Raw genomic sequence first — 25,000 nt, 5'->3', positions numbered from 1 at the left:
AAATTTACTATACATAATTTTTTTTTTAATTGATAGTAAAATTTACTATAAATAATCATTTTTATATTGTATAGTAAATTAACGCAGAGGAAATCCATATTTTTGAACTAGAATTGAGGAGATGTATTTGAATTATAGATTTGTAGTAATTGAATATCCTTTAGTTGAAACTATACAAGATAAAAATTATAAGGATATTTATGTGGGTTTGGGAATTAAAAATACAATATCGGGTATAATACTTCCTCTTCCAATTACAAAGTTTCTTGAGGAATATAGAAATAATAGTCAAGGTTTGAAAAGTCAAAAAAATGCTGCTGAATCAATAAAAAGATTTTTAAATTATTGTTTAGTCGCAGCCCATGAACATAATTATAATGACGTTGAATTTGCAGAATTTATTAATTTAAGATACCAAGGAATACAAGGGCTAAAATTAGAACATGGCTCAATATATATTACTAATTTAGCACGTCGGTGCAAGTATGAAGAATTAGACTCTTCGTATGCAAAAAAAGAAATAAGGTACCTTATCAAATTTTATTATTACTTGTTAAATGAAGGTTTAATAGAACAGCAATTTGAACCTTTGTACAAAGAGAAAGCAGTAAGTAGTGAAAGTAAATCTAGAAGAGAAAAGAAAAAAATATTGATAGAAGTAGATATTTTTAAACAGAGCTTTTTAGGAACTGTTTATCCTTCTCCTAGACGAAAAAAAAGAAAAAGAAATTTAAAAGATTTTGGTGAAAATAGATACCAACTTGTAAAAGAGTTTATTGAAACTGCGGAATCTACAGAACCGGATATAGTACCGGGGTTATATTTGCAATTTTTTGGTGGACTTAGGAGGGGAGAAGTTATTAATCTTACTAGGGACTCACTAATGGAAACAGCCGACGGATATATTGTCGATATTGATGATAACAGGGAATTATTATTTTCATCAAAAAAGAGAACAGATGAAGAGCAAGTTAAGTATCCCAGATATCAAGGGGTATTTTGGCATCGAGCAATGAAATACTCCTTTGTTAAACATGAAAAATGGTTAAAAAATTTAGAAAAGGAAGGTAAGTTGAAAAATAGTCATGCCCTTTTAATTAATAGACATACAAAAAGACCAATAACAGGTGCTAATTATGCAGAGAAATTTATTAAAGTAAAAGAAACTTTTTTAAATGAACTAACTGATAAAGGCAGACTAATAGATTTGAATTTCCTTACTGCTAAGCCATGGTCAACTCATATAGGTAGAGGTATCTTTACTAATTTTTGTTTGGATATAGGGATGAAACTTGGCGAGGTAGCAGTAGCGCGAGGTGATAACGATATAAATTCCCTTTTGGACTATATAGAAGAAAAAGTAGCAGTTCAGTCTCTAAGGAAAGCAATGAACCATATACAAACAGCATATATTGATGCCGAGCAGCTACCAGGTGGCTCTTTAAAGATATCGTCCAATATAGATAGTCTCTATGTCTCATCATGGGAGATGCAAAATGAAAGATAAAAATTTTTTTCTAACACCTTCTGAGGCTGCGGTATTAGTTGGCTTTAATAAAAGTTCGGCAAAAGGAAAAAAGTATCAAGATTTGATGGTTGATTTTTTTGGGTGTAATTTCGAAAGAGAAATCTTGGAAAGGGACGTGAGTTTTTTTTTAGAAAATCATTTCTCGCTTTCAATATTACGAGACAAAGTTATGGAGATTACTCCAATTAAAGAACAATCATTTTCAACTGTATATAAATCTGTTTTTAGTTTTTTAGATATACAACCAGTATACTTCTCTAATAAATTAGATTGTATTTATTTAAAAGGTGAGGATTATAAGAAATGTCTTAGATATTATAAAAAAATTTCTAATCATTCGGATTCAAAACTATTTTATAAGTATGAAATAAGTAGAATATTGAAAATAAAGGATAATAAAATTGATGATATATTAAAAGAACATGAGATACAGCCTTATATAAAAACCGAGAGAAGAAGTCTATATAGTGAATCTGATTTAGAAAAATTAAAGAGCATACAAGCTAATGAGATTCAAAAATTTAATAAGCACTATATCTCAATTGAGGAAGTAGCTCTTAATCTAAATTGTAAGAATCAAACAGTAGTAAACTGGTTGCATAGTAACGATATAAAAAGTATTTTTCCACCCTCTATAGTAAAAATAAAAATTGGAGAAAAAGACTATACAGGGACTAAAAAATATATCCCTATTGAGATAGCTGAAAGATACATCCGGGTAGTAGAGTTTAGAGAAATGCTTGAAGGGACTTTTATAAAATATGATGTTGAAATTGATGCATTATTAACTTTTAAGCAATTAATGGTGCTATATGGATACTCATTTTCTAGTTCAGCACAAATAACAGAGAAATATTGGACCAGTTTTGTAAAGAGAAAAATATTGGAGACAGAGGTAAGGGACTTAAAAGGATTTGTTCACCAATTTGTGTTAGCTACAGGTTTTTTGGTAAATATTATTAATTCAGCTGATAAGGAATTATTTAATTTTTCTACTAAAGAAATTAATTTATCTTTATTAAATGATGCGGTTCCATATAAATATAAAGAAAAATTTTATTCATTTATCAAAGATATACAGGAGGAGCTGATTAGGAGGGGCTCACTAAAAATTTTTGATATATATAATTTAAGAAGTCCCAGAATGGAGAGAAAGATAAACAATATACCTAAAATGAAGGTAATCTATAAGCCAGAAGTATTTGTCAGTTTAATAAAATACTGCTCTGAAACCAAATACTATATTATGCATAAAAAGAAGGCTCTTAAGGACGCTAAATTATTCGGAAAGAGTGAATATAGAGAATACGCTAATATGTGGCTTTATGTCATTATTCAATTAAATAATTCTTGGCGACATGCAGATGTAATAGATTTCCCTAGATTAGAAGGAATGTATCAGGACAAAAACCTGGATTGGCTTGAACATTATGAAATTACTCAAGAGGATGCTGAAATTATAGTAGCATATTATGAAAGTCAATCCTATCTACATAGTAAAAATAATATGCCAAGATATTTTATTATGTCTGATGACTTAAAAATATCATTTGCAACTGCAGTTTTAATTTGTGAATTACTTCGAAGGGAATATGATACTCAAATTCATATTGCGGATGAAGTTAACAAGAGCTTAAATAATTTAATTAAGTTTGAAAAATCAGGAAATATCCCTTCGCCTGTAACTCACAATAATTTTTTCTCCAACTTTGAGTATAAATTAAAATTTGAAAACAGGAAAATAAATTGGACGTTAACTACCCTCGCTACTGATGTTATTAGTAAGTTGTCTGGACGAAATCCAATGGAAATAGCAAAATTTTTGAGAAATCATTCAGATGAAGAAATTACAAATATTTATGTTCAATTACCTCAAGAATATGTAGATTATATAGCTAAACAGTTATTTAACTTGGGTAGTTTTGGATATATTTATGACACAATGTCACAAATATTATTTGAAGGCGCAACAAAATTACATGATTTTAGTGGTGCTATGGTTATGAAAAATACTTTTGGAAGTCCAGAAATTATCGAAAATTTGTCGAAAAAATTAGTAGCAATGGATAAAAGTAGAGATTTAGTAATCGAAATATTGAAACAAACTCCAAAGGAAGAGATTCAAGAAAAAATAAACCTAATAGATGCTGGGGTGATGCCATCTAAGAATGTAGAATTCCAGTGCTTAATAGGGATTTCTAACTGTCCTTATCCTAAGGTTGATTGTTTTTATTGTACTCTTTCTATTCCTAACAGGCTCGCTATTTGTAAGGTGGGAATTGACATTCATCAAACTTTGGATGAAATTATAGAAAATTATGAAAAAACACCATATGAAGCAGAAAAGGTTAGATTAGCTGGGAAATTTTTTTTACAAAGAACTTTATTAAACAGTGCTATAAATAAGTTTGGTAGAAGTTCTATAAATCAATTAATACCTGGTGGTTTAAATGCTATTAATCAAAAATTAGCGATAGCTCCAAAATCTAGGGATAAAGTTTCGGATGGTTTAATTAATAGAATGAAAAAGGAGGGAATGTACCTTGGTTAATTTAAATGTAAAGGACTTTGAGGATTTCAATGAATTCTCAGATTCCTCTTTTAGCTTTGATTATAGAAACGAGGTATCTAAGAATATTTTACAAGATTTAATATTAGAAAATGAGAATAATAAATGTGATTACTTATCAGATAACTGGATAATAATAAATAATCATATAAAATCTTATTTTGATTTCAATTTGGTAGTGAATTCTATTCGATTTTATAAGCATTTAGACCATCCTTTATTTAAGGATGTTATTAAGAATTGGATTGCAGCAAATCTGGCTAGATTTTCACCCAAAAGGGTTAGAGATTCGTATTCAATTTTATTGAAGTTTATTGAACTATCAGAGGGTTTTAGTTCCTCGCTCAATACAATAGAATGTGTAGAAGTTAATCTTAAATCAATGGATGCTAGAGCAAGATATAACATAAGTGTTTTTATGTTGAACTTCCTAAATTACTACGAGGATATCGATGAGGATGGTGCTTATACCAAATTACTTATTGCAGTAAAGAATACTGTATCATCTAAAGAGTTAGATAATGTCCGTATTCTTCCAAGACCGAAAGATTTATTAATATTTAATTATATAATAAATGATTTTTTTGGGAATGTAAAAAATGATTCATACTTGTACCATTTATATTCTCCGATTTTACTTTGGTGGAGATTAACAACTCTAATTCCTCTAAGACCATTTGAATTCTGTAATATAAAAAGAGATGGACTTAAAAATGAAAATGGTGAATTCTACATAAAACTTCCGAGAAGTGATGCAAAAGGTGTTAAGAAAAAGGGCAAAAATAACATTCAAATAATAGATACAATAGCCATAACTGAAGACATATACTTATTGTTTTTAGAGTATTTTGATAAAACCGAAAGATTTGGTGAGACAAATACATTCCTATCATATAAATCTCTTAGTTGGGCATATAGCGTGGTAAACGGTAGTGGAGCAGGTGCCAGGGACAAAGAAAACTTCACATATTCAACCTTGAGAAAATTATTAATTAATTTTTATAAAAAAGTGGTTGAAGGTACGTACTCATTATCAGTCAAACCTTGGGAAAAGCAGATGGAAGATAGTAAGAAACTAAAGAGAGAAAACTACAAGAAGAACAGAGAGCTACTTCAGTTGGTAAAAGAAGATGATAATCAGTATCTTATAAATAGGCATCTTAGATTGGGTGATACGAGACATATTGCTTTAATGAACATGCAGCGATTAGGTTATCATCCAGTCGAGATGGCAAGGCTGGCAGGACACACTAATTTAAGGACTCAGACACATTATCATAGTCATCAATTAAAGTGGATAGATACTGAAATTTTAAAATTAATGTCTGATTTAAAGTTACAAAAGCTAAGACTTATTGATGATTCAACAATTGCTTCAGGTTTTACAGGCGGGGAAATTAAAAATGAATATGAAACAGATACAGAATGGAAAGATAAATTCGTTTTTAAAAGTAACGATTCCTTCGAGAGGGAGGTCAAGGAAAAAAAGCTTGAATTAGGATATTGTACTGATGAAAATCAAAGTTGTCCAGTGGACGATTGTGCTTGTGGCTGCGAATATTGGGGGATATCAATAGAAGAATATCGAAATAAGAAGGATTTAATAATGCAAAAAATAAAAAGAGTTAACGATACACTAATTTACGTTGTAACAGAATTAGTAAACCTTCATAACTACGCGATAAATAATCATGGTGAACCATCAGTAGCAGAAAATAATTTAAGATTTAATAGTGAATTGCTTTCAAAATCTAAAGAAATTGATAAATCTATAGCTCAATTAATAGAACTTAAAACTATCGAAGAAAGGAAATTTTAAATGGGAAGAAATAGAGATATTTACCCAGAACAAATCATAAAAAATATTATTTTAAAATGTGCTGAGGATGAAGCGATAGTCGGGGAAATCCCTTATTCTCAAGTTCGTGACTTTGCTTATAAATTATTTTATGATGGGAAATTACCTAAAGATATTTTTAGAAAAAAGCTATCAGATGATTTTTGGAGAAAAAAGGACAGACAAGGATGTCAAATCCTAAAGGAAATAAATGATGCTCGTATGGATAGTGTTAAAGAAGGAAAAGAACTAATGATTGTGAAAACAGAAAGAGAAGTTAACAATTTATTTATAGGACAGTTAAAAGATAAAAAACGATTAATACAAAGGCTGAAAATCAACGAATATGCAGCGTCAAAACTAAATGAAGAAAAAAAGATATTAAAAAATAAGATAAAAAAAATTGAAGTCGATATGGATTTGTTAATAAAGGAAAAAGAGAAATTGAAAGTTAAAAATCAGGAACTTCAGCTACTGCTGTTTCAATTTATGGAATACAGTAAGAAAAAAGGTTTTCCTGTTGAAAATATCTATAATACAGGGAAAACAAGAACTGAGCCGGTCAGTGGTATCCTCCGTTCAGTTTTTAGTAGCAATCCGATGTTAGGCTTTGAATTTGAAAATTACATTAAAGATAAAAAAGAAAGTAATGTAATTGAACTAAAGGCAAGAGAGGTAAAAAAAAGTTCAGCGCTTGATGAATATGGAGAGTTCTAAATGTATTTTTAAGTTGATAATGGCTTTTATCAATTTTTTTAACTAGGTTATAAAAGAGGAAGATTTATATAGATACAATTGAAACTAACGACATCATGGTATTCCTATATTCAAGTGGTTAGGGTTTCAAGAGGTATAGTTGAAGTTAATGATTATAATGGAAAATAGGGTGCTTGAATCGATGCGAACTATTAAATCCGTGCCTGACAGTAGCAGATGTTATCGAATTATACTTGATATTGCAGGAATAACTTTGATATAAAATGTACCAAATAATGATATGGCATATAACTTTGGATTAAAGGTGTGGCACCAAAAAAAGGAAACTGTAATTAATTTTATTGGGATTAGAGAAAAGAAGAATGTTAATATTATATAGTGGAAAAAATTTCATAATATAAGGTGGCTACTAAAATGAGTTTAATACCCTATTATTCGAGTTCAGATAAATCAGAAATATATACAGGAGGGAAAACTCAGTTTAAAAATACTGCATTTTATTCTCTTAGGATAGCGTTCAAATCTTATTTTAACTCCTATCACTCTATGATGAGTAAACTGGATTATTATGTTGATACGATAGAAGATATATCCTTAACAGACTCATATTATGAGTCTTATATTGAAACTATAGTTCATTTCCAACATTTTTTTGAACTGATTATCAAAGATATATTGGAAAAGGAAAATCCTTTGTTAGCAGTTAGAGCAGTTGACAAACCTGTATTACTACATAAACTTATATCAAAAGAGGACATTTCAGATGAAGAATATAATTCATTAAATTCTCTAGAATTTAGCGGTGCTTTAAAGACTTTATGCGACTTAGTGAATTCAGGTAGAATAAAGAACCCAGCATATCAAGTTTTTAGTCATAATAAGGGAGTATTGGATGCTTTAAATAACTTTAGAAACAGAATTTGGCACAGAGGTCGATTTATATTAAAATACCATGCTTTAGATGAGTTTATTTGTAAACATGTCATACCTCTAGTTTTAGACATTGTAGAAATTAATGATTACAAGCAATTTAAACCACTTTGGTCATACAAAAGTGAAAACATACTTAAAATAAACATACTTTTGGATTTGATAAATGAACACAAGAAGAAAGTGCCTGACCACAGTAAGGTAGCTTTACTAAAAGAAATTGGTAGAGTTCAATACAACCAAAATCTATTATTTAATAAAAAGGGTGAAGAAGAAATTAAAATTTTTAGTGAATTGGAAGAAAAAAATAATTTTATTTCGGAGGCTTTACAATGTCCGGTATGCGGAAGTATGTCATTATTAAATTATCATGATGCTGAAGTGTCTATTGAGGAAATGGGAGATGAAATGACCCCACATTTTAGTGCATATCAGGTTGTTGAAATAGTTGAAAGCCAAGTGCATTGTATTATTTGTAAATTTGAGGTAAATAGATTTGTTAAAAATCCTAGTGAATATGGATATGGTGATTTAAGATTTTGGAATATAGATTAAATACTGGTCGAAATCAGGAATGTAATGCGGCGAGGTGAAAATTTAAGTTTTTTGCTATAATCAATTTACTTTTCCATTTCATATGGAGAGGTTAATTGTTGTTTACTCTGTTTCTACGAAAGGATTGTAATTCTGCCTTTAACCAAAAGAAACTTTTTAAAACTTTGTATACTAATTTTTTTGTTATAAGGTCCCATAAATTTCACAACCATATATAAATATCCATTTAAAACATTCGTTATTAATTATCAGAAATAATTATAACGAATAATAAAAAAGTTTATGACAACCTCATATAAAATAGATATGTATTTATAGTTGAAGGGCAAAAGTTTTCTTTCAAAACATATATAATACCGGTAGTGTTTTTTAAAAGAGAAAGAGTCGAGCGACATTCGCTCGACTCTTTAATAATCTATAAATAATAATCTTCATCGTAATAATCATCTGGAAACATATCAGTATGGTCTATGTTTTCCCATTGAAGGAAATCAACATTTAAATTACTAGGGTCAATTCCTTCAATATATAACCTCAACGAAAAATTCTTATCATCTATTTCTTTTTCTGAGTCAATCGGTATAACAAAGACTAGATTCTCTTCTACTTTAATTGTGTCTGTGGAGTAAAGTTGAAATTTCTCATCTTTGCTATCATAAACAGGATTGTATAAGTATATATCCACTGGTACCTCTACATCCGCAATAACTGATACTGTAATTTCATCACCATATATTTCGAATTCTTTTAATTCTATATAGGATATTTCTCCATCCAAGCTCGGGTCGACGTAGCCACCCATAAAATAATCCGAGTGTAAATCATCAGGTTGTTTTTCGGAAAGAAAATCGCGTGTTTCGGAAAAGATTTGGTCTGTGAAGTATTTAAGTACCAGTTCTTGTGCCAACCCATCTTCTAGTTCTTCTTCTATATTTTCAGATAAATCTTCCGTTAATATTTGTGTGTGGATATCCGTAAATAACTCTTTTATCTTTGAGTCATTGTGGGCAAGGAAATCTTGAACGTGTTTATAAGCTATTATATTATTACTCTTTGCCAGTTCAGGATGGAGTGGATAGGGTACATTTTTGGGGCTATTATTTGCGCCCGTATCTCCGAACTCTTTTGTATTATTTGAAATAAAGTAACAGTCTTCAAATTTATTTTTTTCAATAAACTCCTGATATGAGTACCATATGATAGCATCTCTGACTTCTTTCTTATTGACTCGAACTATTTCTTCATTTTTGTTCGTAATTTCCATTTTTTTAATAAAAGGATTTTTTTCGAACATATCCATCTCGACAATATGCTCAAGAACATCAGCATCATAATCGATAATTTCCATTTTATTATCGAGTTGAAAATTATTATAACGATTCTTAAAATCTTGTAAGAAATCTTCAAGTTTAGCGTCAACAATAAATACTTGTTCCCCTGCGTCCAAATATGGACTCACTCTTTTAAGTGCATTACTTGCTGCTTTCAGTTCTTCCTCGAGAAAATCCTTATGACCACGAAGAACTTCTTTATACACGACTTTACTAATATATAATTTCACTTCCTCATGTCTTGCCAACTTATTTAGTATTTGATTATATCCTTTGGTTAGAAAAGGGTCTCTATATATTGGATTGGAATCTAAAAAAATTTTCAATTTTTTCTCCTCTAATTTGCAGTTAATGTTAATTTGCTAGAATAAGCCTCTATTATTATAGCGTGAAATGATTAAAAAACCAAGATGAAAACTACCAATATATGGATAGGTATACCGACCAGAATATTTATTGCTGTAAGCCTCTTTTTAGTCCAGTTACTAGGGAAAATCAGGAAGAAACTTGGGCAGTCAACAATTGAATTAACGTTCCTTACTAATGCCTCGTATTTAAAAGCACAACTATGTTTACGCAACACTGTATATAGAGCATATAAGTTAATGTTTATGGAACATAAGGTATGTGAATTGTACAACACATAAATTCACTGTAAAATAGTATTATAGTTGTATATAAAAGGAATAAAATCTCCTGGAGGAGGAAATAGACCATGACTAAGCATAAATCCAAAACAGTAGGATATTTGCTCGCACTCTTATTAGGTGGTTTAGGGATACATCATTTTTATTATCGGAACTACGTAAGGGGTGTATTGTACCTATTGTTTTGTTGGACTTACGTTCCTATTTTCTTGGGTTGGATTGACTTGTTTTTTATTCATAAATGGACGAATCGAATAAATAGCCAGCAGCAAGATAGTGGAAATAGCGTTATTGAAAATGATAGGAAAAGGTATGTGATACAAACAGACACCAAATCGAGTGTTCAAAAAAGTATAGAGGAAAATGACAAGATAACAAGTCAGCAGCAAGCTAGTGGAAACACCGTCATTAAAAATGATAAGAAAAAGGAAGTTATACAAACAAGCGCTAAGAACGTTGAGCACATAGTGGGAAATGACAAGACCAAAAATGACCAGAAAGCAAATGAATTATTCCCAAAGATATCAGGCGAAAAGGGATTTTATTCGGACAACGATGTCATTTTACCAAAATATCAACATCTACAAACGCCTCATGAGATAGTAAGAAGCGTGGAAGCAGTAATTCATCCGAAGAAAGAAAAAAGTCGGTCGGGAATAACCATTTCTTATTCAACCGCTCAAACTGAATTTGCCATAGATTCATTCAGATATAGAAAAAGAAGACAAGTAGAATGCCAAGAGATTCCTTTACAAGCTTATTGGACAACATTTGGTAACTTAAATGAGAAGCAGCTAAAATGGTATTTCTATTGGAGAGAACAAGCATTAAAAGGAAATTACTTGGATGTGGACTTAAGTTATCTCATTTTATTCACATATGAACTTATGAATTATACCTTTCATCGAAGTGCAGCTTTCAATGTAAGTATGATGGTTAAGTTGCGTGATAACTACAAGGAACGCATTCCTAAAGTAGAGAACTACTTGCCTAATTGGATAGCTGATATGTTGTTAGAATTAGATGAGAAGGAACTGGCAAGAGAATGGGTAGAAGAAAAAGTATATACCCCGTCTCTGTATAACCAATTAATTGAAAAGAAAGACGTCCTTGAAAAAATCTCCTTTACAACCTGGAAGCCCTTTATCCAGAATTACAGAGAGACCACATTTTTTCTTAATAACAAAAATAAAGTCTACAAAACGTTCAAAGAAAGTATTCCTTTGCTGAAAGAATATCATGCTGAACAAGGGTTTGAATTGGAAGACATTTGGTTTGAGAAAGTTGAGCAACGGGATGTAAGAAGGCTGTTTGCAAGTGCAGTTATCGCTAGGGAGACTAGTGATGTTCATGCCTATACCATTAGTTATAAGCCAACAAATAATTTGTTTAAGGAAATAACCACTTTATTTAGAATTTCAGAAAATGTCACCCGGTCATTAAATGGAGAAAAACGAGAAATAAAAGTGGAGGATGGGATATTGCCTGATGATTTTAATCAAAGGATGATAAATAGGTTAGAACAAGCAAAGACCACCAATAAACGATTCCAAGTTGTCCAAGAGAAAGAAAACACATCAAATGGGAGTGTCATTCCACAACCACCAAAAGAGGAAGGTTCCTCAATTGAACAAACCGAGACTAAGAAATTGGTTGATATTCAATTTAATGATGACATCATAAAAGAAACCATCAGAGCAAATAAATCTTTGCAAGAAGAATTTGTGAAATTCGATAATAAGGATGAAGTAAGCGAACCAGAGAAAGAACCAACAAAACCTGTTCCTTCCGGTAATGAAAATGCGGGAAGTTCCATAGATGAAATGGCTTCTTTCGTAAAAAGTGGGGAAGCCGGTATGGATGAAGTCACTGATTTTATAGCATCATTATCGGATACGGAACGAGCGTTTTTAGTTCAATTCAATATGGGGCGTATCGAACTGGATGTAGCCAAGCAGTTTCTTAAACAAAAAGGGAAAATGGTTGGAATGTTTTTAAGTGAGCTGAACGAAAAAGCAAACGAGTCCTTAGGTGATAATCTGTTAAGTGAACAAGGTGACATCATTACCATCTTTGAAGAGTTTGAACAGGTGGTGGGTCTTGTGACGGCGGAGATAGACAATCCTAGTGACGCTGCGGCTGTACCAGAAAAAACATCGGTACCTGAAGAATCCAACCCAAAACTTGAAACGGAAAAGGTTGCTGTAGTAAGCGATGAAAGTCCAGCATCTTTCCCAATAGGGAACATGTTTGATGCGGTTGAAGCTGGTCAGGATGAAATGAATGAGTTTGTTGAGTCCTTATCCAAGATAGAAATGGAATTTTTATCGAGATTTGAAAATAATCATATTAACTGCAATGAAGCAAAACTTTTCGTTAAACAGCAAGGGCAAATGCTTGGCATGTTCTTAACTGAACTAAATGAAAAATCCAATGAATATCTTGGAGATAATTTGTTAGAGGAGCAAGGTGAAATCCTTGCCATATATGAGGAATTTGAAGAAGTTATTGCATTAACAAAGGAGAGGTTCGTGCTTGAAGATTAAAAAACGTGATTCCGCTGCTATATTAAATTCTTTATTGGGTGGTGTTGTACCAAGTAGAGGATTGCAATACATCATGGTAGGACGTGCAGAAGAAGCGAAACAAATTGTGACGGATTTAACCAACGTGAAAAATGGGTCTTCAGTGATTAAACTCATTATCGGTCCATTCGGAAGCGGGAAAAGTTTCATCCAAGCCTTAACGCAGCAAATTGCTTTTGCGGAGAAGTTTGTCGTAGCTAAGGCAGATTTCACCCCAGAAAGAAGATTGTACGGGAGCGAGGGGAAAGCTGTCGCCATTTATACCGAGTTAATGAAGAACCTATCCATTGCAACCGTGCCGGATGGAGGGGCTCTTCCTACCATCCTAGATAAGTGGATAGGTGAAGTGCAGGCTTTAGTCGTTCAGGAAAAGGAATATGGCTCCGTGGAGTTTGATAATCCTCAATTCGTAAAAGATGTAGAAAAAGAAATTACCGCTGTTGTTTCAAAAATGGATGAACTAACAGGAGGGTATGATTTTGCCCGTATTCTTAATTTATACTTCAAAGGCTTCATAGAAGATAACAGTGAACTTCAACGTAAAGCTATGAGGTGGTTACGTGGGGAATATGGGACAAAAACGGAAGCGAAAGCAGATTTAGGTGTTAGAGATATCATCAATGATAATAATTACTATGATTACATCAAGGTGCTGTCGCAATTCGTTAAACAAATCGGGTATTCCGGGTTAGTGGTCAATTTAGATGAGGCGATTAATCTGTATAAAATTACGCACCCACAAACCAGGGATAAGAACTATGAGACCATTTTAAAAATCTACAATGATACCTTGCAGGGGAATGTGGAAGGGTTGTATATCAGTCTGGGAGGTACGCCTGAGTTTTTAGAAGATGAACGACGTGGTTTGTTCAGCTATGGAGCGCTGAAAAGACGGCTACAGTCTAATCCGCATGAAACCCAAGAGTACCGGGATTTATCACAACCAGTCATCAAATTAACGCCTCTGAAGCATGATGATACATTTGTGTTGCTTCGGAACCTTCGGGATATCCACGCGGAACACTTTAGTTATGAAGCTACTGTGAGTGATGATGAAATTAAAAACTTTCTCCGTTCGGAGTATTCAAGACCAGGAGCAGCTGAACATTTAACTGTGGGCGATATCATTCGGACCTTCCTTGGCGCTCTCAATATTATTTATCAAAACCCTGATTACAATCGGGCTGATATTTTCGGGGAAATAGAAGTAGCGCCAAATCCATCATCTGCTATTCAGTCCCGTTTTAATCGGACAGAAGGGTAGGCGAGAGAAATGGGTTCCTTTGAGTTATTATCTAAAAACATTCAACGGAAAATTTGGGATATGAAGTGGGACCGTTTCACTCCTATACAGGACCAGACCATTCCTGTCATCCTAAACACGGAAAAAGATGTGGTTGTTTCATCGGGTACTGCTTCAGGTAAAACTGAAGCAGCCTTTTTACCCATTATCTCGATGATTGAAAAAGAGGCAGCTACTTCGTTGAAGGTGCTGTATGTTTCACCGCTTAAAGCGCTCATTAATAACCAATTTGAACGAATAGAACGGTTATGTGAGTATACGGATATCCCGATTCATCGCTGGCATGGTGACATAAACCAAAGCCAAAAGAAGAAATTCGTGAATAATCCGTCTGGGATTCTACAAATTACCCCTGAATCGATTGAAAGTCTATTCATTAACCGGACGGAACAAGTAAAGCGTATATTCGAGGGTCTAGAATTTATTGTTATCGATGAAATACACTCTTTTATAGGACAAGATAGAGGTGTTCACCTGCGTTCGCTATTATCAAGAGTGGAGCAATACACCAAAAAAACGCCACGAATAATAGGGTTATCTGCTACGATTGATAACTTTGATTTAGTGAAAAGATGGATAGATTTTAAAACTCCAGATAACGTAGAAATCATTGAAGCGATAGGGAGCGACAAACAGCTACTTTATCACATTATGCATATTCCGACTGGTGAAGATAGAAAAATTAAAGTTGAGTTATTTGAAGATATGCGAGAATTAACGCGACATCAAAAAGCGATTATTTTTTGTAATAGTAGAGGGGGCGTAGAAGAAACAACCGTCTTTTTAAATCGATTTGCAGAACGAGAGAAAATGGGGGAAACCTATTTTGCCCACCACTCATCGATTGATAAAAAAGAGAGGGAATACGTCGAGAAAACCATCATGGAATCGAAACTGCCTAAAAGTGTTGTAGCCACTAGTTCATTAGAACTTGGGATAGATATCGGTGATGTGGATGTAGTCATTCAGCTAGATAACACCTATACAGTCTCCTCGTTGAAACAGCGACTAGGTCGTTCCGGAAGGAAAACGGATGCCAGTCAAATGCTGCAACTCTATACGACGAAGGAAGATAGTCTTCTCCAATCTCTAGCTGTCATGGAATTAATCCTTGAAAAATGGATAGAACCTGCATCTGATTACCCGTTTCCAATTGATATTGCCTTTCATCAAATCATTTCTATTTGCCAAGAGACCAATGGTATTACGTACGGTGATTTATTAGAACGTATAGAAACCAATCATATTTTACATGCACTCAACACGTTAGATGTCCAAGTGTTAATCAATCATATGGTGGAGAAAGACCATTTAGAAATTATTCAAGGAAAAAACGAACTCATCGTGGGGATTGAAGGAGAACGTATTCTTCGGGGCAAGGAATTTTACACAGTCTTCATGACGCCAGAAGAGTATGATGTCTTAGAAGGCATAAGAAAGATAGGTAACATAGATAAGTCACCTTTTGTCAACATCGGAGACAATTTAATCCTAGCCGGTAAACTGTGGACGATTAAGGATATCGACACAGATAAAAATAAAGTATACGTATCTAAGGCAGTGAATGGGAAGCCCCCGCTTTATTTGGGAGGCGGAGGGAAGATACACAAAAAAATCGGAGAAAAAATGATGGAGATAGTGTGTGGCGACCAGGCGTTCACTTATACCAATGAGGAAGCAGCGCACACACTCAGGGATATGCGAAAAAAGTATCAACAATTTGGGGTTCATTCAAATCAAAGACCTATCTGGGAAATGAAAAATGAAACGATTTTTGAAACGTTTACGGGAACAACCATAACCCGGACTCTTTGTTGGATGTTAAGTTCATTTGGCGTGGATATAGTTAGTGTGGATGGAATCGGGAGAATTACGATTGAAGGTTCGAAAGATTTGATTAAGGTACTTCAACATATTCAGCTTAAAGAGTGGAAACCGGAAGAATTGCTACCTTATACTAAAGAAGGAGAGTATTATGTCTCTAAGTATTCGATTTACTTACCAAAGGAATTGCAGGATAGAATTCATATTGCACATGAAATAGACATTTCAGCAACTTTGGATTATTTAAATAGCCTTGAATTTAAATTAATCAAATTGATATAAAACTTTTATAAAGCTATATAAAAAATTGAGAGTTTCCTTAATGATAGAAAAAAGATTTTAGTTTTCGTAAAAATATTTACTAGGGAGCTGGTTCTTCTTAATTATGGAGACCTAGTATTTGAAACAGAATGCTGATTTACAATATAGGGGACTGTAGCGCGTAACCATATGAGGTTGCTTTAATCGGGATTATTGGAGATGGATTGAATCTGTGCCACCGCGCTATTATAAGGAATTTGCAAACCTGTGTTTTTACATGGCGTATATATATATAGTTTTTTAATATATGAGTGTAGACATTTGATTGACGGTCTACCTGCACCCGTGTTTACTGGTCATAAGGATATATCTTCTTTTTATTCCTCTTTGTTTTTTTAAATTTTATGGGTTCCCTTCATTCATGTAAATATATAACTTTTACACGCTTTGAAAGGGTTGTTTTGTTTCGGTCTCTTGCGACCAATACACAGACTTGTTCCTTGGAGATACCTCTTTTTGACGCTGAACCACCACGTTTTCTTGATTTGCGAGTTGGGATAGTCTTTCGACCTTTATGACTCTCTAAGAAGTAGGTTTCATCTACTTCTACTATTCCTTCAAATGTACCTATACTTTCTTTCGCAAGAGCAGACAACACTTGACGCAAGCCATTCTTGCGGCTGCTGAAGAAGAGAAGTCTCCGGTTATCTTAGGTGTATCTGAAGGTGCTGCTCGACATATGAGTGGGTTTAAAACAGTCGTTAAAATGGTTGAAGGCTTGATGAAAGATATGAAAATTACCGTACCGGTTGCTATCCACTTGGACCATGGTTCTAGCTTTGATAAATGTAAAGAAGCCATAGACGCTGGCTTTACTTCAGTCATGATTGATGCATCCCATGACCCGTTTGAAATGAATGTAGCGACTACTCGCAAAGTGGTTGAATACGCTCATGAAAAGGGAGTATCTGTAGAAGCTGAACTGGGTACAGTCGGCGGACAAGAAGACGATTTAGTCTCAGAAGGTATCATCTATGCGAATCCTAACGAATGTTTGGAAATGGTTAAACGCACAGGAATTGATACGTTAGCTCCGGCTTTGGGTTCGGTACATGGACCGTACAAAGGTGAACCGAAATTAGGATTTGATGAAATGGAACAAATTTGTGAATAACGGGAATGCCCTTGGTACTTCTAAAATTAACGTAAATACAGAAAACCAAATTGAATTTACGAAAGCAGTTCGTGCGTTCCTACAACAGGATAGCGAAGCTTATGACCCAAGAAAGTACATTGTTCCAGGTCGCGAAGCGATTAAAAAGACGGTAATCGGTAAAATTCGTGAGTTTGGTTCATCATTCAAAGCATAATTTCTTTTTATATATGTAGCTTAAGGTTAGATATCATGTCTATCATTATAAGCATGATTAGAGCCATCATCATCGATATATCTATCTCTATCAGAATCGTTATAATCTACATCGTTATCGATATCCCAATCTAAATCAACGGCGTTATATGAACGTTTAGTTACTTTAGGTGCAGTAGCCGTAGCCGTAGCCGTAGCTTTAACTTCAATAGTTTTAGGTCCTAGATATTCTTCTGGTCTTTCGTTTATTATTAAATTGCTAAGCCAAAAGGTAAAAATATCAGCTAATATTATTTTATTGTTTTTGATATTCTTTTTATTTGATTTATATTGTGAAATCATCGTATCAGGCACAATAAATATCTCTTCATTCTGCGATTTATTTTCAAATAAAAATTGTAAAATTAGGTTTCCCTCTCGTTCATATTTACCTGTGAACCATTTTTTGTATCTTGTTACTAAAAAATGCTTAACCAACTCGTTACATTCTTGTTTATAAGCCTTTTTATCTTCGGTTTTGTAATATGGATTATCTCCTAAAAACTTATGTTCAGGAATAATGTCGAATAAACCATATAAAATAGTTTCCGTATCGCCTGATATCCCGCGATTAGCGATGTTATCAGATATTAATTCTTTTGAGAGGTTAGACAATATAGCAGTAAGATTAAAGTATTGCTCTCTCTTCATTCCAAACACCTCCATTAGTAACGTTAATTTACATCGACTATGACTATCATACTATGACCCTTATTTGTAATTTCATAAAAAGGACTATTAAAGGTCCATTATTTTTCCATAAAATTATTGATTGATACATTTTCTTCAAATACTTTGCCTAAGTATTTATAAATTATAGTTACGGAATAAATTTCAACGTCACTTTTTATTGAAAGTCCATATCTAGAATGGTATTCAACATCCTTGGTTCCTGTTCCAGTTTCTATCTTTACGCTATTATATTCTTTAAAATTATAATCTTCTTCAGCAAATGTATCGGAAATGACAAATCCTTTGCCTGTTTCACTAACTTGTATTTTGGCTAATTCCGGTTCATCTGTTCCATTTATCCGAATATCAAGTAATTCAATATCTTGATATCCATTGTTGCCTAAAGTAATTACTGCTACTTTTTGGTCTAACCCAGTCCCTAATAAAATCGCTTCCAGTTTAGGTTGTACAAGTATAAAATAAAAAACAATACCGATGATAATAATAACCCCAATTAATAACCCCAATTTTTTCACTAAAATCTCTCCATTCGATTGACCTAAGTTCACTAACAACAGGTAATTATCTTTCCTTCTTAACAATATTAATAATTACCACTCCAGATTAAAGAAATGGATAAGTCGATTTAATGGCGTTTCCACCAAGTATTTACAGCTCTGTCTGGTTTCAGTTCCTCGACATCTGCCCGGTTAGTTTATGTAGAAATTTTCACAATCTCATATTAATTTTAACATAAATGCCCAATCTCAAGCTTTTTTATTGTTTATTTTAGGCTATGTTAAAGGTTAAGGTTGATTTAATAATGCACAAAAAAATGAGCTGGAAAATGTATCTCCAAGCTCATTTTTTACTAAAGGACCAGTTAGTTGAAGAACGGAATAATTTTTTTAAAAATTCATCGAAGCTATCTGTTATTTTGATATATTCCCATTCTGTTGTTTCATTAGTTGAAGCTAAAAAGTTTTCTGCAATATACATAACAGAAGGATTATCTTTTGTATTTCGATAATCTAACACAACCCAATAATGGAAATCGGTCCACAATACAATAAACCCTTTAGGGAGGTCGACTTCTTTTAATAGTTCTTCGGACGACAAAATGCTCATATCATCATTCTCGAAATGTATGGGTTCTATGGAAGGAAGTTTTACTCGTTCCTCGCAAGGAATGCCTGCAGTATCTACAGCAGATAAAATGAAATAAGGATAATTTAATTCTCCTCCATTTTGTATCTTCATTAAATCTATAAAAGAATGAGGAAATTTAATGTTTAATAAGTTTTCAGCTTTTTTAACTATTTCATCATTTATCGGATATTCAATAGGTTTATATTTTGGCCCTTCCTGCCAAAAATCCAGTCCATTATAATAAACCTTTTTCAATGACAGCACCTCCTACATTTATTTATTAGCTTAACTTAAATACATCCCCTTATTAAACATCCTGCTGCGTTAGTTTAAGTGTAACATTTTACAAGTAATACCACCTTACGAAAAATCAACCCTTACCTTTAACATAGCCTTATTTTATTAATCAACCTTTACCTTTAACACAGCTAATTTAATAAAACCCAACCATAATTTCATCAAATATCAACAGAGTTAATTAACAAAGCTAATAATAAGAAATTTATAGAGCTTGAATTTTTATATTTTTAATTTGACCACCATTTACATACATGGTGAATGGATACCCACAATACCCAGGCATTACAAAGTGTGAACAGTGAAATTGTTGAGGAGTTATATGAAGAGCAAACAGATTTCATTACTAAGGATTTTTAATTGATAAATGATTAATATAAAAGCGGTATTTCAGCGGTTGAAAGGATTAAAAAGGAATCTGCTCTTGCTTTGAGGAAGAAATAGCTGTTCGTATATGGTAAGTATGCAATTACTGGTGACTCGGTTTATGAAGTATTAGAGGCATGTCATATTCAACCATACAAAAATGAAGACAGTAATCATATGCAGAATGGAATTCTTCTTCGGGCAGATATCTTAAACTGTTTGATAATGCTTTAATCGTAATTAATGATTATTAGACGGTAAGGGTTAGTCCATTATTTTAATCAGAGTTTTATCAATGACTAGATGGATTAAAAATACACCTTCAAAAAAAATACTTTACTCTTCTCAAATAGTCAAGCAAGAAAAAAACGCCCTTGTGAAGGACGTAAAATACTCACAAATTAATGACCCATCTCCACTTTTAAGTTCATTTTCTTAATCCATTACCGTTTCCTTCTGACACACATTTTTTTGATTTTGCCCGTGTTGTCTTTTTTTCTAGTTTAGTATGTCTCGTTATTGTTTCATATTGAACAATCCTCGTAAATTAATTATGCCTTCTCATGACCGATTTCCTTTGTCACCTGTATCTATAATAACATCTATTATTTCTTCTTTTGTCATCAGAACCACACCACCTTACGAAAAGTGTATTTTAGGTACTTTATTTTATCGCAGCAAATAACTTTTTAGACTTAAACATAGCGTAAATCAATAAAAAACAGAGATAATTCATATGAGAATTACTTTGCTAATTTTGTTACTTTTATATTTATAAATATTTGGGTGCCTCAAAAGAGAACGGCTTATTAAATTTATATATCCCTTTTTTATTATTTATTTCTACTGTTTTCGTTTTTTAATCTTTATTTTTAATTAGAAGGTTTAATTCTCGGCGTAATTGTAATAATCTCTCTTCTCGTACTGTTCTATTTTTTATTTTTAAAATCTCATAGTATCTACTATTAAAAGGTTCTTGTTCAATAAGAATATCTATTTGTTTTTGCATCTCCTCGTAGACTTTTAATTTTTTTTGTACTTGGTGACTTATCTGCTGTTGTTCTTCTTTATTTAGCTGCCTCATAAAATCTTGTACTCGTTTTGTACCGTACCTTCCACGATATTTCCATTGATAGCGCTGCGAAACGGTGCTAGAACGGTAATTCTTCTTCCTATAAGACCAAGAGTAAATATAGGCAAACCCACGAATTATTTTTACGGAAATTTTTTTGGGGTTGTTTTCCACTGTTATTCACCTCATAAATTTTTAAAATTTTAAACCAGAAATTCCGTTTTGTGTAAAAAAGGTGAATTTTTTTATAATATAACTTTAAATTAAAAATGACAGTTAATTGAAGACAGTTAACTCAAATTATTCTTGAAGAGGGAAATGCTTATAACACGCATTTTATTTGTTTTTTCCTTATTAAATTTGTTCTCCTTTTTATAGGGGAAATTTGTATAACAAATTTCATTTTGATAACATTTTCAAAAATAGTGAAGGAGATGCACAAAATGAAAATGAAAGAAAAATTGATAAAATACTCGCATGATGGGGATTTTCCTAAAAAAGCAGGAGTTTATATCTTAATAAATCAGAAGAATGGAAAAGTATATATTGGTTGTACACGGAGTGTGAGGGCAAGAATTGCCTCTCACAGAAGCCTACTATTAAGCGGCAGGCACTATAGTGAAGAACTCCAGCGAGCTTTTGACAAGGATTATTTAGGGGTTATGGTGTTAGCTCTAATTCCACATGCTAACCAACAATTATTAAGGGAGGCTGAGCGATTATTTATACAATCAGCTCCATATCTCTTTCCGTCTGGAATAATTAACAAAAGGCTCGTCAACTATTCCAATTACAAGAGATAGGTGTTTTGATGGGTTTCTTTAATAAATAAAAACCCTTTATCAATAACGTAGGGGTGCCTAATAATTAAATAATTCATTAAGGGAGAGGGGACTTTATCGATAAACTAGCGGTTGAGGAATTTGTAAATGAATTTTTCCCCGTACACTCCCTCTATAACAAAAATTATTGAAAAAGGTTTCGACTAAGGAGTTTCATATGGTGGGGGACCATGGGGTAGTGGAGGTCCACCTACTGCGGTTGTTTATATGAAGTTAACTTCAAAACTCAGCGACAAAGAATTGATTGTACTCTAAGGGAGACGAAGAGATTAAAAAAACTTTTGAAGGAAAGCACAGTTGGTATGAAGGCACCCACTCCATCAAATCCCAGCAAGGAAAATAACGAAGGGGAACCCCATTGAATAATAAATAAAATGCCGGGGGATGTCTAAAAAGGTCATTGCTTGAATAGACATAAAGTAATCTCCTAGGTGGAATAACAAAAAAGTAGCCTCATCAATCGATGATGGCTACTTTTTTTGTTTGGATGACCGGTATTTGGACCTACACTTTACATAGAGAAAGGGAACCAGTAGAGGGGATTACTCCAGCTCTCCATATCCTTCTATATTATAATCATTTTTAAAATCTATCATTACGTACATCTTATCTTCTTTGTTGTCTTTATAATATCCGTTTACAAACACGATATTTGTACTGGCTTCTTCTGGAGGGAACTCCGTATCCGTCGCGATAAATTCTCTTTTTTCTTCTTTTAATAAATATTCAGATGCGACATGTGAAGCTGTCTTACTAACTTCCTCTTTATCCAATCCATCGACCTCCTTTTGACAACCAATCAGGAAACATAGGAAGAGTGCACAAAAAATTATTTCGCTAATTCGTCGCATTAATATCGCCTCTTTTTGGTAAATTATATATAATTTGATTATATAGCGATAGGAAGGGAGTTGCAATCTTGACAAATGAAGTTAGGGATAAAGAACTCCATCATTTGAGTCTGGTCTCCTACAAGGAGAAACCAGCCAAGAATATTACCCTTGTTTTCAAAGACGGGAAGGAAACGTGGGATATAAAATCACTTAAAGAATTTACCTTGCACGATAAAACGACCGGTTTTGATGCTGTGGTTTACAAAAAAGAAGATAATGTGGTGGTTGCATTCAGGGGTACCCAGGGCGATGACCTCCTCGGGGAGGGTTTACAGGATGTGGCTACGGATATTGACTATATTGTCAGGAAAATGGATGTAAAAAAAGAGGTGCCCAAGGAGTACAAACAAGTAATCAAGAAGCCGTATTATGATAATCAATTTACGGAGGCAGAAGACTTAGTCAAAGCGGTAAAGAAAAAATATCCCCATGCAAAGGTTTCCTTAACAGGTCATTCCTTAGGTGGGGCATTGGCTTCCTATGCTGGTGCGATTCATGACGTAGATGCAGTCACGTATAGCGCTCCCTCTGTACTGGAGATTTTACCTGAAGAGCTTCAGAAAAAAGCAAAGAAAGGGGAATATGACCAATCGATAGTCAATTATATACATCCGAAGGATTCTATTGGAGCAGGGGCATTTAACCCCTATGATAGGCATATTGGTTCGAGTTATTACATCGGTTCTTCCTTTGAATTTGAAAATGCAGAGTATCAGAATAAACCATTTTCTCGTTTCTATTCATCCATCGCTAAAGATAAATTTCACGATTTAAATCATTATTCATTTGATGGATTGGGTAACTTATCAAATCCGACGCTAACAAATGTTCAAACGGGACGAGAATTGTGGCAGTCTCCGAGGTATATATCTTCGGACAGAACGACTATCCGGATAACGCCCGAACATTTAGAAGATGTTATAAAAGACCTGATGTACTTTCTTACAAGGGTAGATGACATTTGTGTGGAAGCTACTAGTTTCATAAATAGATTAGACGGAATTAAAAAGAGCGCTCATACTCAAGAAGAAGCAGTGTTATCCATCCAACAATTTAGGCGGTGGTTTTCAGAAGAAACCTCGAATATATCTATTAATCTTAATGATGCTTCAAAAGCATTTGTAAAGGCGGATACTTTAGAATGAAAGAATTAAAAGCACTAATGACGGAACTGGAAGAACTTGAATTTATGGATAAAAAATATTCAGCACTTATTGAAAATCTTCGAGCCGAACAATTACTTCTTAAAAACCTTATCGAATCAATCACGACATGGGACGCAGGAAAGGCAAGGGAGGCATTTTCAGATAATCTGGTACAATATTTCGAGAAATTTTCTAGTAAACTTGCAGAAATGGAGACTATCAGTTTAGATATTAAAACTGCCAAGGAGAATATCCAGTCAAATATTAACCAAGAGATGACAAAAATCTCACCATTTTAAGCGATTATCTTTAATATGGCTGACCAACGAGTGAAAACGTACATAAAAAAACAAGACAGCATCTAATTGAATGCTGTCTTGTTAAGTGCCACTGTCGATTAATTCTGCCTGGATAATGTATCGTTCAGGTGCGTCACCTACGTAATTGAAGGGGTAACAGGTAGTTAACGTTAATGTTGCTGCATCTTTTTTTACGATAACTGTCCGGTCATCCGGGTCCGTAATAAAGATTTTATTGATAGAATAAGAATAGACTTTTTCATCATACTCCACATTAAGCATGTCTCCTGTTTCTAACTCATCCAATTTATAAAAGATGGTATCTCTATGACCGCTTAATACGGTGTGACCGCCTCCATCAGGAGCTGTGGTTAACTCGCTCACGAACATCCCCACACCTTTTTTCAATACGTTTTCATCTGCTCCCCAAAAGACTGAATACTTTTGTTTGAACTTCGGAATCACTAAGTAAGCAATTTTATCTCCCTCTGTGTGTTTGACTTGGGTTGAAGGGGTTTGAGGAACGGGTTCTTTCATTGTTGTCTCTTTTTCCTGCTGATTATTTGGTTCAGAACGGTCTTTTGCTTTTGCTTCCATTTGTTCATATTTCATCAATTCTTTTGGATTCAATTCTTCAGCAGCAGAACGACCGGTGTTCCATTCGATAAAATAATAGGTGCCTATGCTTATACCAATGAGGATAAATAAAAAACCTAGATATTTTCTCATGATTACCACCTTAAAGGAAAAGAAGACGACAGGTTATGTCG

Annotated in this window: 19 protein-coding genes and 3 pseudogenes; 14 read left to right on the top strand and 8 right to left on the bottom strand. The window is 33.3% G+C overall.

Annotation, left to right across the window (positions count from 1 at the left end):
* Window positions 1–127 precede the first annotated feature (127 nt).
* The 5 genes from ACDZ29_RS25835 (at window position 128) to ACDZ29_RS25815 (ending at window position 8,136) form a co-directional block, all read left to right on the top strand.
* On the top strand, window positions 128–1,507 hold the full coding sequence (locus tag ACDZ29_RS25835; RefSeq protein WP_375089162.1) for a hypothetical protein: 1,380 nt from the start codon (window positions 128–130) through the stop codon (window positions 1,505–1,507).
* Window positions 1,497–4,079 carry a hypothetical protein gene (locus ACDZ29_RS25830; protein WP_375089161.1) on the top strand — a complete coding sequence of 861 codons (2,583 nt, stop codon included), beginning with the start codon at window positions 1,497–1,499 and terminating at the stop codon, window positions 4,077–4,079. Before ACDZ29_RS25835 ends, ACDZ29_RS25830 begins: the two co-directional genes overlap by 11 nt.
* On the top strand, window positions 4,072–5,916 hold the full coding sequence (locus ACDZ29_RS25825; protein ID WP_375089159.1) for a hypothetical protein: 1,845 nt from the start codon (window positions 4,072–4,074) through the stop codon (window positions 5,914–5,916). The genes ACDZ29_RS25830 and ACDZ29_RS25825 overlap by 8 nt, the downstream gene beginning before the upstream one ends.
* Window positions 5,917–6,651: a hypothetical protein gene (locus tag ACDZ29_RS25820; RefSeq protein WP_375089157.1), complete on the top strand. Its 735-nt coding sequence runs from the start codon at window positions 5,917–5,919 to the stop codon at window positions 6,649–6,651.
* Window positions 6,652–7,065: 414 nt separating this feature from the next.
* Window positions 7,066–8,136: a hypothetical protein gene (locus tag ACDZ29_RS25815; RefSeq protein WP_375089156.1), complete on the top strand. Its 1,071-nt coding sequence runs from the start codon at window positions 7,066–7,068 to the stop codon at window positions 8,134–8,136.
* 415 nt (window positions 8,137–8,551) lie between these two features.
* Here ACDZ29_RS25815 and ACDZ29_RS25810 read toward each other — a convergent pair whose 3' ends face one another.
* Window positions 8,552–9,793, bottom strand: coding sequence for a PIN domain-containing protein (locus tag ACDZ29_RS25810; RefSeq protein ID WP_375089155.1), 1,242 nt, complete (start codon window positions 9,791–9,793; stop codon window positions 8,552–8,554).
* Between the two features lie 389 nt (window positions 9,794–10,182).
* On the opposite strand from ACDZ29_RS25810, the gene ACDZ29_RS25805 reads away from it, so the two are divergent.
* The 3 genes from ACDZ29_RS25805 to ACDZ29_RS25795 are packed head-to-tail and all read left to right on the top strand — an operon-like array spanning window position 10,183 to window position 16,108.
* On the top strand, window positions 10,183–12,660 hold the full coding sequence (locus tag ACDZ29_RS25805; protein ID WP_375089153.1) for a TerB N-terminal domain-containing protein: 2,478 nt from the start codon (window positions 10,183–10,185) through the stop codon (window positions 12,658–12,660).
* Window positions 12,650–13,963: an ATP-binding protein gene (locus ACDZ29_RS25800; protein ID WP_375089152.1), complete on the top strand. Its 1,314-nt coding sequence runs from the start codon at window positions 12,650–12,652 to the stop codon at window positions 13,961–13,963. The genes ACDZ29_RS25805 and ACDZ29_RS25800 overlap by 11 nt, the downstream gene beginning before the upstream one ends.
* A gap of 9 nt (window positions 13,964–13,972) precedes the next feature.
* Complete coding sequence (locus tag ACDZ29_RS25795; protein WP_375089150.1) at window positions 13,973–16,108, top strand: DEAD/DEAH box helicase; 2,136 nt, start codon at window positions 13,973–13,975, stop codon at window positions 16,106–16,108.
* A gap of 424 nt (window positions 16,109–16,532) precedes the next feature.
* On the opposite strand, the pseudogene ACDZ29_RS25790 reads toward ACDZ29_RS25795, so the two are convergent.
* Window positions 16,533–16,748: pseudogene (locus tag ACDZ29_RS25790) on the bottom strand (IS1595 family transposase); the annotation flags it as partial.
* Here ACDZ29_RS25790 and ACDZ29_RS25785 point away from each other — a divergent pair.
* Window positions 16,749–17,457, top strand: a pseudogene (locus tag ACDZ29_RS25785) (class II fructose-bisphosphate aldolase); the annotation flags it as partial.
* A 26-nt stretch (window positions 17,458–17,483) separates the two neighbouring features.
* On the opposite strand, the gene ACDZ29_RS25780 reads toward ACDZ29_RS25785, so the two are convergent.
* Complete coding sequence (locus ACDZ29_RS25780) at window positions 17,484–18,146, bottom strand: hypothetical protein (protein ID WP_375089148.1); 663 nt, start codon at window positions 18,144–18,146, stop codon at window positions 17,484–17,486.
* A 98-nt stretch (window positions 18,147–18,244) separates the two neighbouring features.
* Entirely contained in the window at window positions 18,245–18,736 is a 492-nt protein-coding gene (locus tag ACDZ29_RS25775) for a hypothetical protein (protein WP_375089146.1), read from the bottom strand.
* Window positions 18,737–18,761: 25 nt separating this feature from the next.
* On the opposite strand from ACDZ29_RS25775, the pseudogene ACDZ29_RS25770 reads away from it, so the two are divergent.
* Window positions 18,762–18,870, top strand: a pseudogene (locus tag ACDZ29_RS25770) (IS1595 family transposase); the annotation flags it as partial.
* A gap of 158 nt (window positions 18,871–19,028) precedes the next feature.
* On the opposite strand, the gene ACDZ29_RS25765 reads toward ACDZ29_RS25770, so the two are convergent.
* The gene (locus ACDZ29_RS25765; protein ID WP_375089145.1) at window positions 19,029–19,571 is read right to left on the bottom strand and encodes an SMI1/KNR4 family protein; all 543 of its coding nucleotides are present in this window, start codon (window positions 19,569–19,571) and stop codon (window positions 19,029–19,031) included.
* A 486-nt stretch (window positions 19,572–20,057) separates the two neighbouring features.
* Here ACDZ29_RS25765 and ACDZ29_RS25760 point away from each other — a divergent pair, with 486 nt between their 5' ends.
* Window positions 20,058–20,213: an HNH endonuclease gene (locus ACDZ29_RS25760; protein ID WP_375091222.1), complete on the top strand. Its 156-nt coding sequence runs from the start codon at window positions 20,058–20,060 to the stop codon at window positions 20,211–20,213.
* Window positions 20,214–20,838: 625 nt separating this feature from the next.
* Here the strand turns inward: ACDZ29_RS25760 and ACDZ29_RS25755 are convergent.
* Entirely contained in the window at window positions 20,839–21,225 is a 387-nt protein-coding gene (locus tag ACDZ29_RS25755) for a hypothetical protein (RefSeq protein WP_375089143.1), read from the bottom strand.
* A 269-nt stretch (window positions 21,226–21,494) separates the two neighbouring features.
* Between ACDZ29_RS25755 and ACDZ29_RS25750 the strand changes: the two genes are divergently transcribed.
* Window positions 21,495–21,854, top strand: a complete 360-nt coding sequence (locus ACDZ29_RS25750) for a GIY-YIG nuclease family protein (protein WP_375089141.1) — start codon at window positions 21,495–21,497, stop codon at window positions 21,852–21,854.
* Window positions 21,855–22,435: 581 nt separating this feature from the next.
* On the opposite strand, the gene ACDZ29_RS25745 is transcribed toward ACDZ29_RS25750, so the two are convergent.
* Complete coding sequence (locus ACDZ29_RS25745) at window positions 22,436–22,666, bottom strand: hypothetical protein (RefSeq protein WP_375089139.1); 231 nt, start codon at window positions 22,664–22,666, stop codon at window positions 22,436–22,438.
* Between the two features lie 146 nt (window positions 22,667–22,812).
* Here ACDZ29_RS25745 and ACDZ29_RS25740 point away from each other — a divergent pair, with 146 nt between their 5' ends.
* Both ACDZ29_RS25740 and ACDZ29_RS25735 read left to right on the top strand, forming a co-directional pair.
* Window positions 22,813–23,931, top strand: a complete 1,119-nt coding sequence (locus ACDZ29_RS25740; RefSeq protein ID WP_375089137.1) for a hypothetical protein — start codon at window positions 22,813–22,815, stop codon at window positions 23,929–23,931.
* Window positions 23,928–24,230 carry a hypothetical protein gene (locus ACDZ29_RS25735; RefSeq protein WP_375089135.1) on the top strand — a complete coding sequence of 101 codons (303 nt, stop codon included), beginning with the start codon at window positions 23,928–23,930 and terminating at the stop codon, window positions 24,228–24,230. Before ACDZ29_RS25740 ends, ACDZ29_RS25735 begins: the two co-directional genes overlap by 4 nt.
* Window positions 24,231–24,311: 81 nt before the next feature.
* Here ACDZ29_RS25735 and ACDZ29_RS25730 read toward each other — a convergent pair whose 3' ends face one another.
* Entirely contained in the window at window positions 24,312–24,959 is a 648-nt protein-coding gene (locus ACDZ29_RS25730) for a class D sortase (protein ID WP_375089133.1), read from the bottom strand.
* Between the last annotated feature and the right edge of the window lie 41 nt (window positions 24,960–25,000).

This window comes from Peribacillus sp. RS7 (assembly GCF_041956845.1).
GTDB lineage: Bacteria > Bacillota > Bacilli > Bacillales > DSM-1321 > Peribacillus.
Note: the sequence above shows the minus strand (reverse complement) of the source record. Positions and strands in the feature narration are given on the sequence as shown.

Bases quoted from the DNA above. Each gene is read 5' to 3' on its own strand.
- ACDZ29_RS25830 (WP_375089161.1), top strand. From the start codon at position 1,497: ATGAAAGATAAAAATTTTTTTCTAACACCTTCTGAGGCTGCGGTATTA.
- ACDZ29_RS25820 (WP_375089157.1), top strand. From the start codon at position 5,917: ATGGGAAGAAATAGAGATATTTACCCAGAACAAATCATAAAAAATATT.
- ACDZ29_RS25815 (WP_375089156.1), top strand. From the start codon at position 7,066: ATGAGTTTAATACCCTATTATTCGAGTTCAGATAAATCAGAAATATAT.
- ACDZ29_RS25805 (WP_375089153.1), top strand. From the start codon at position 10,183: ATGACTAAGCATAAATCCAAAACAGTAGGATATTTGCTCGCACTCTTA.
- ACDZ29_RS25795 (WP_375089150.1), top strand. From the start codon at position 13,973: ATGGGTTCCTTTGAGTTATTATCTAAAAACATTCAACGGAAAATTTGG.
- ACDZ29_RS25780 (WP_375089148.1), bottom strand. From the start codon at position 18,146: ATGAAGAGAGAGCAATACTTTAATCTTACTGCTATATTGTCTAACCTC.
- ACDZ29_RS25750 (WP_375089141.1), top strand. From the start codon at position 21,495: ATGAAAATGAAAGAAAAATTGATAAAATACTCGCATGATGGGGATTTT.
- ACDZ29_RS25735 (WP_375089135.1), top strand. From the start codon at position 23,928: ATGAAAGAATTAAAAGCACTAATGACGGAACTGGAAGAACTTGAATTT.
- ACDZ29_RS25730 (WP_375089133.1), bottom strand. From the start codon at position 24,959: ATGAGAAAATATCTAGGTTTTTTATTTATCCTCATTGGTATAAGCATA.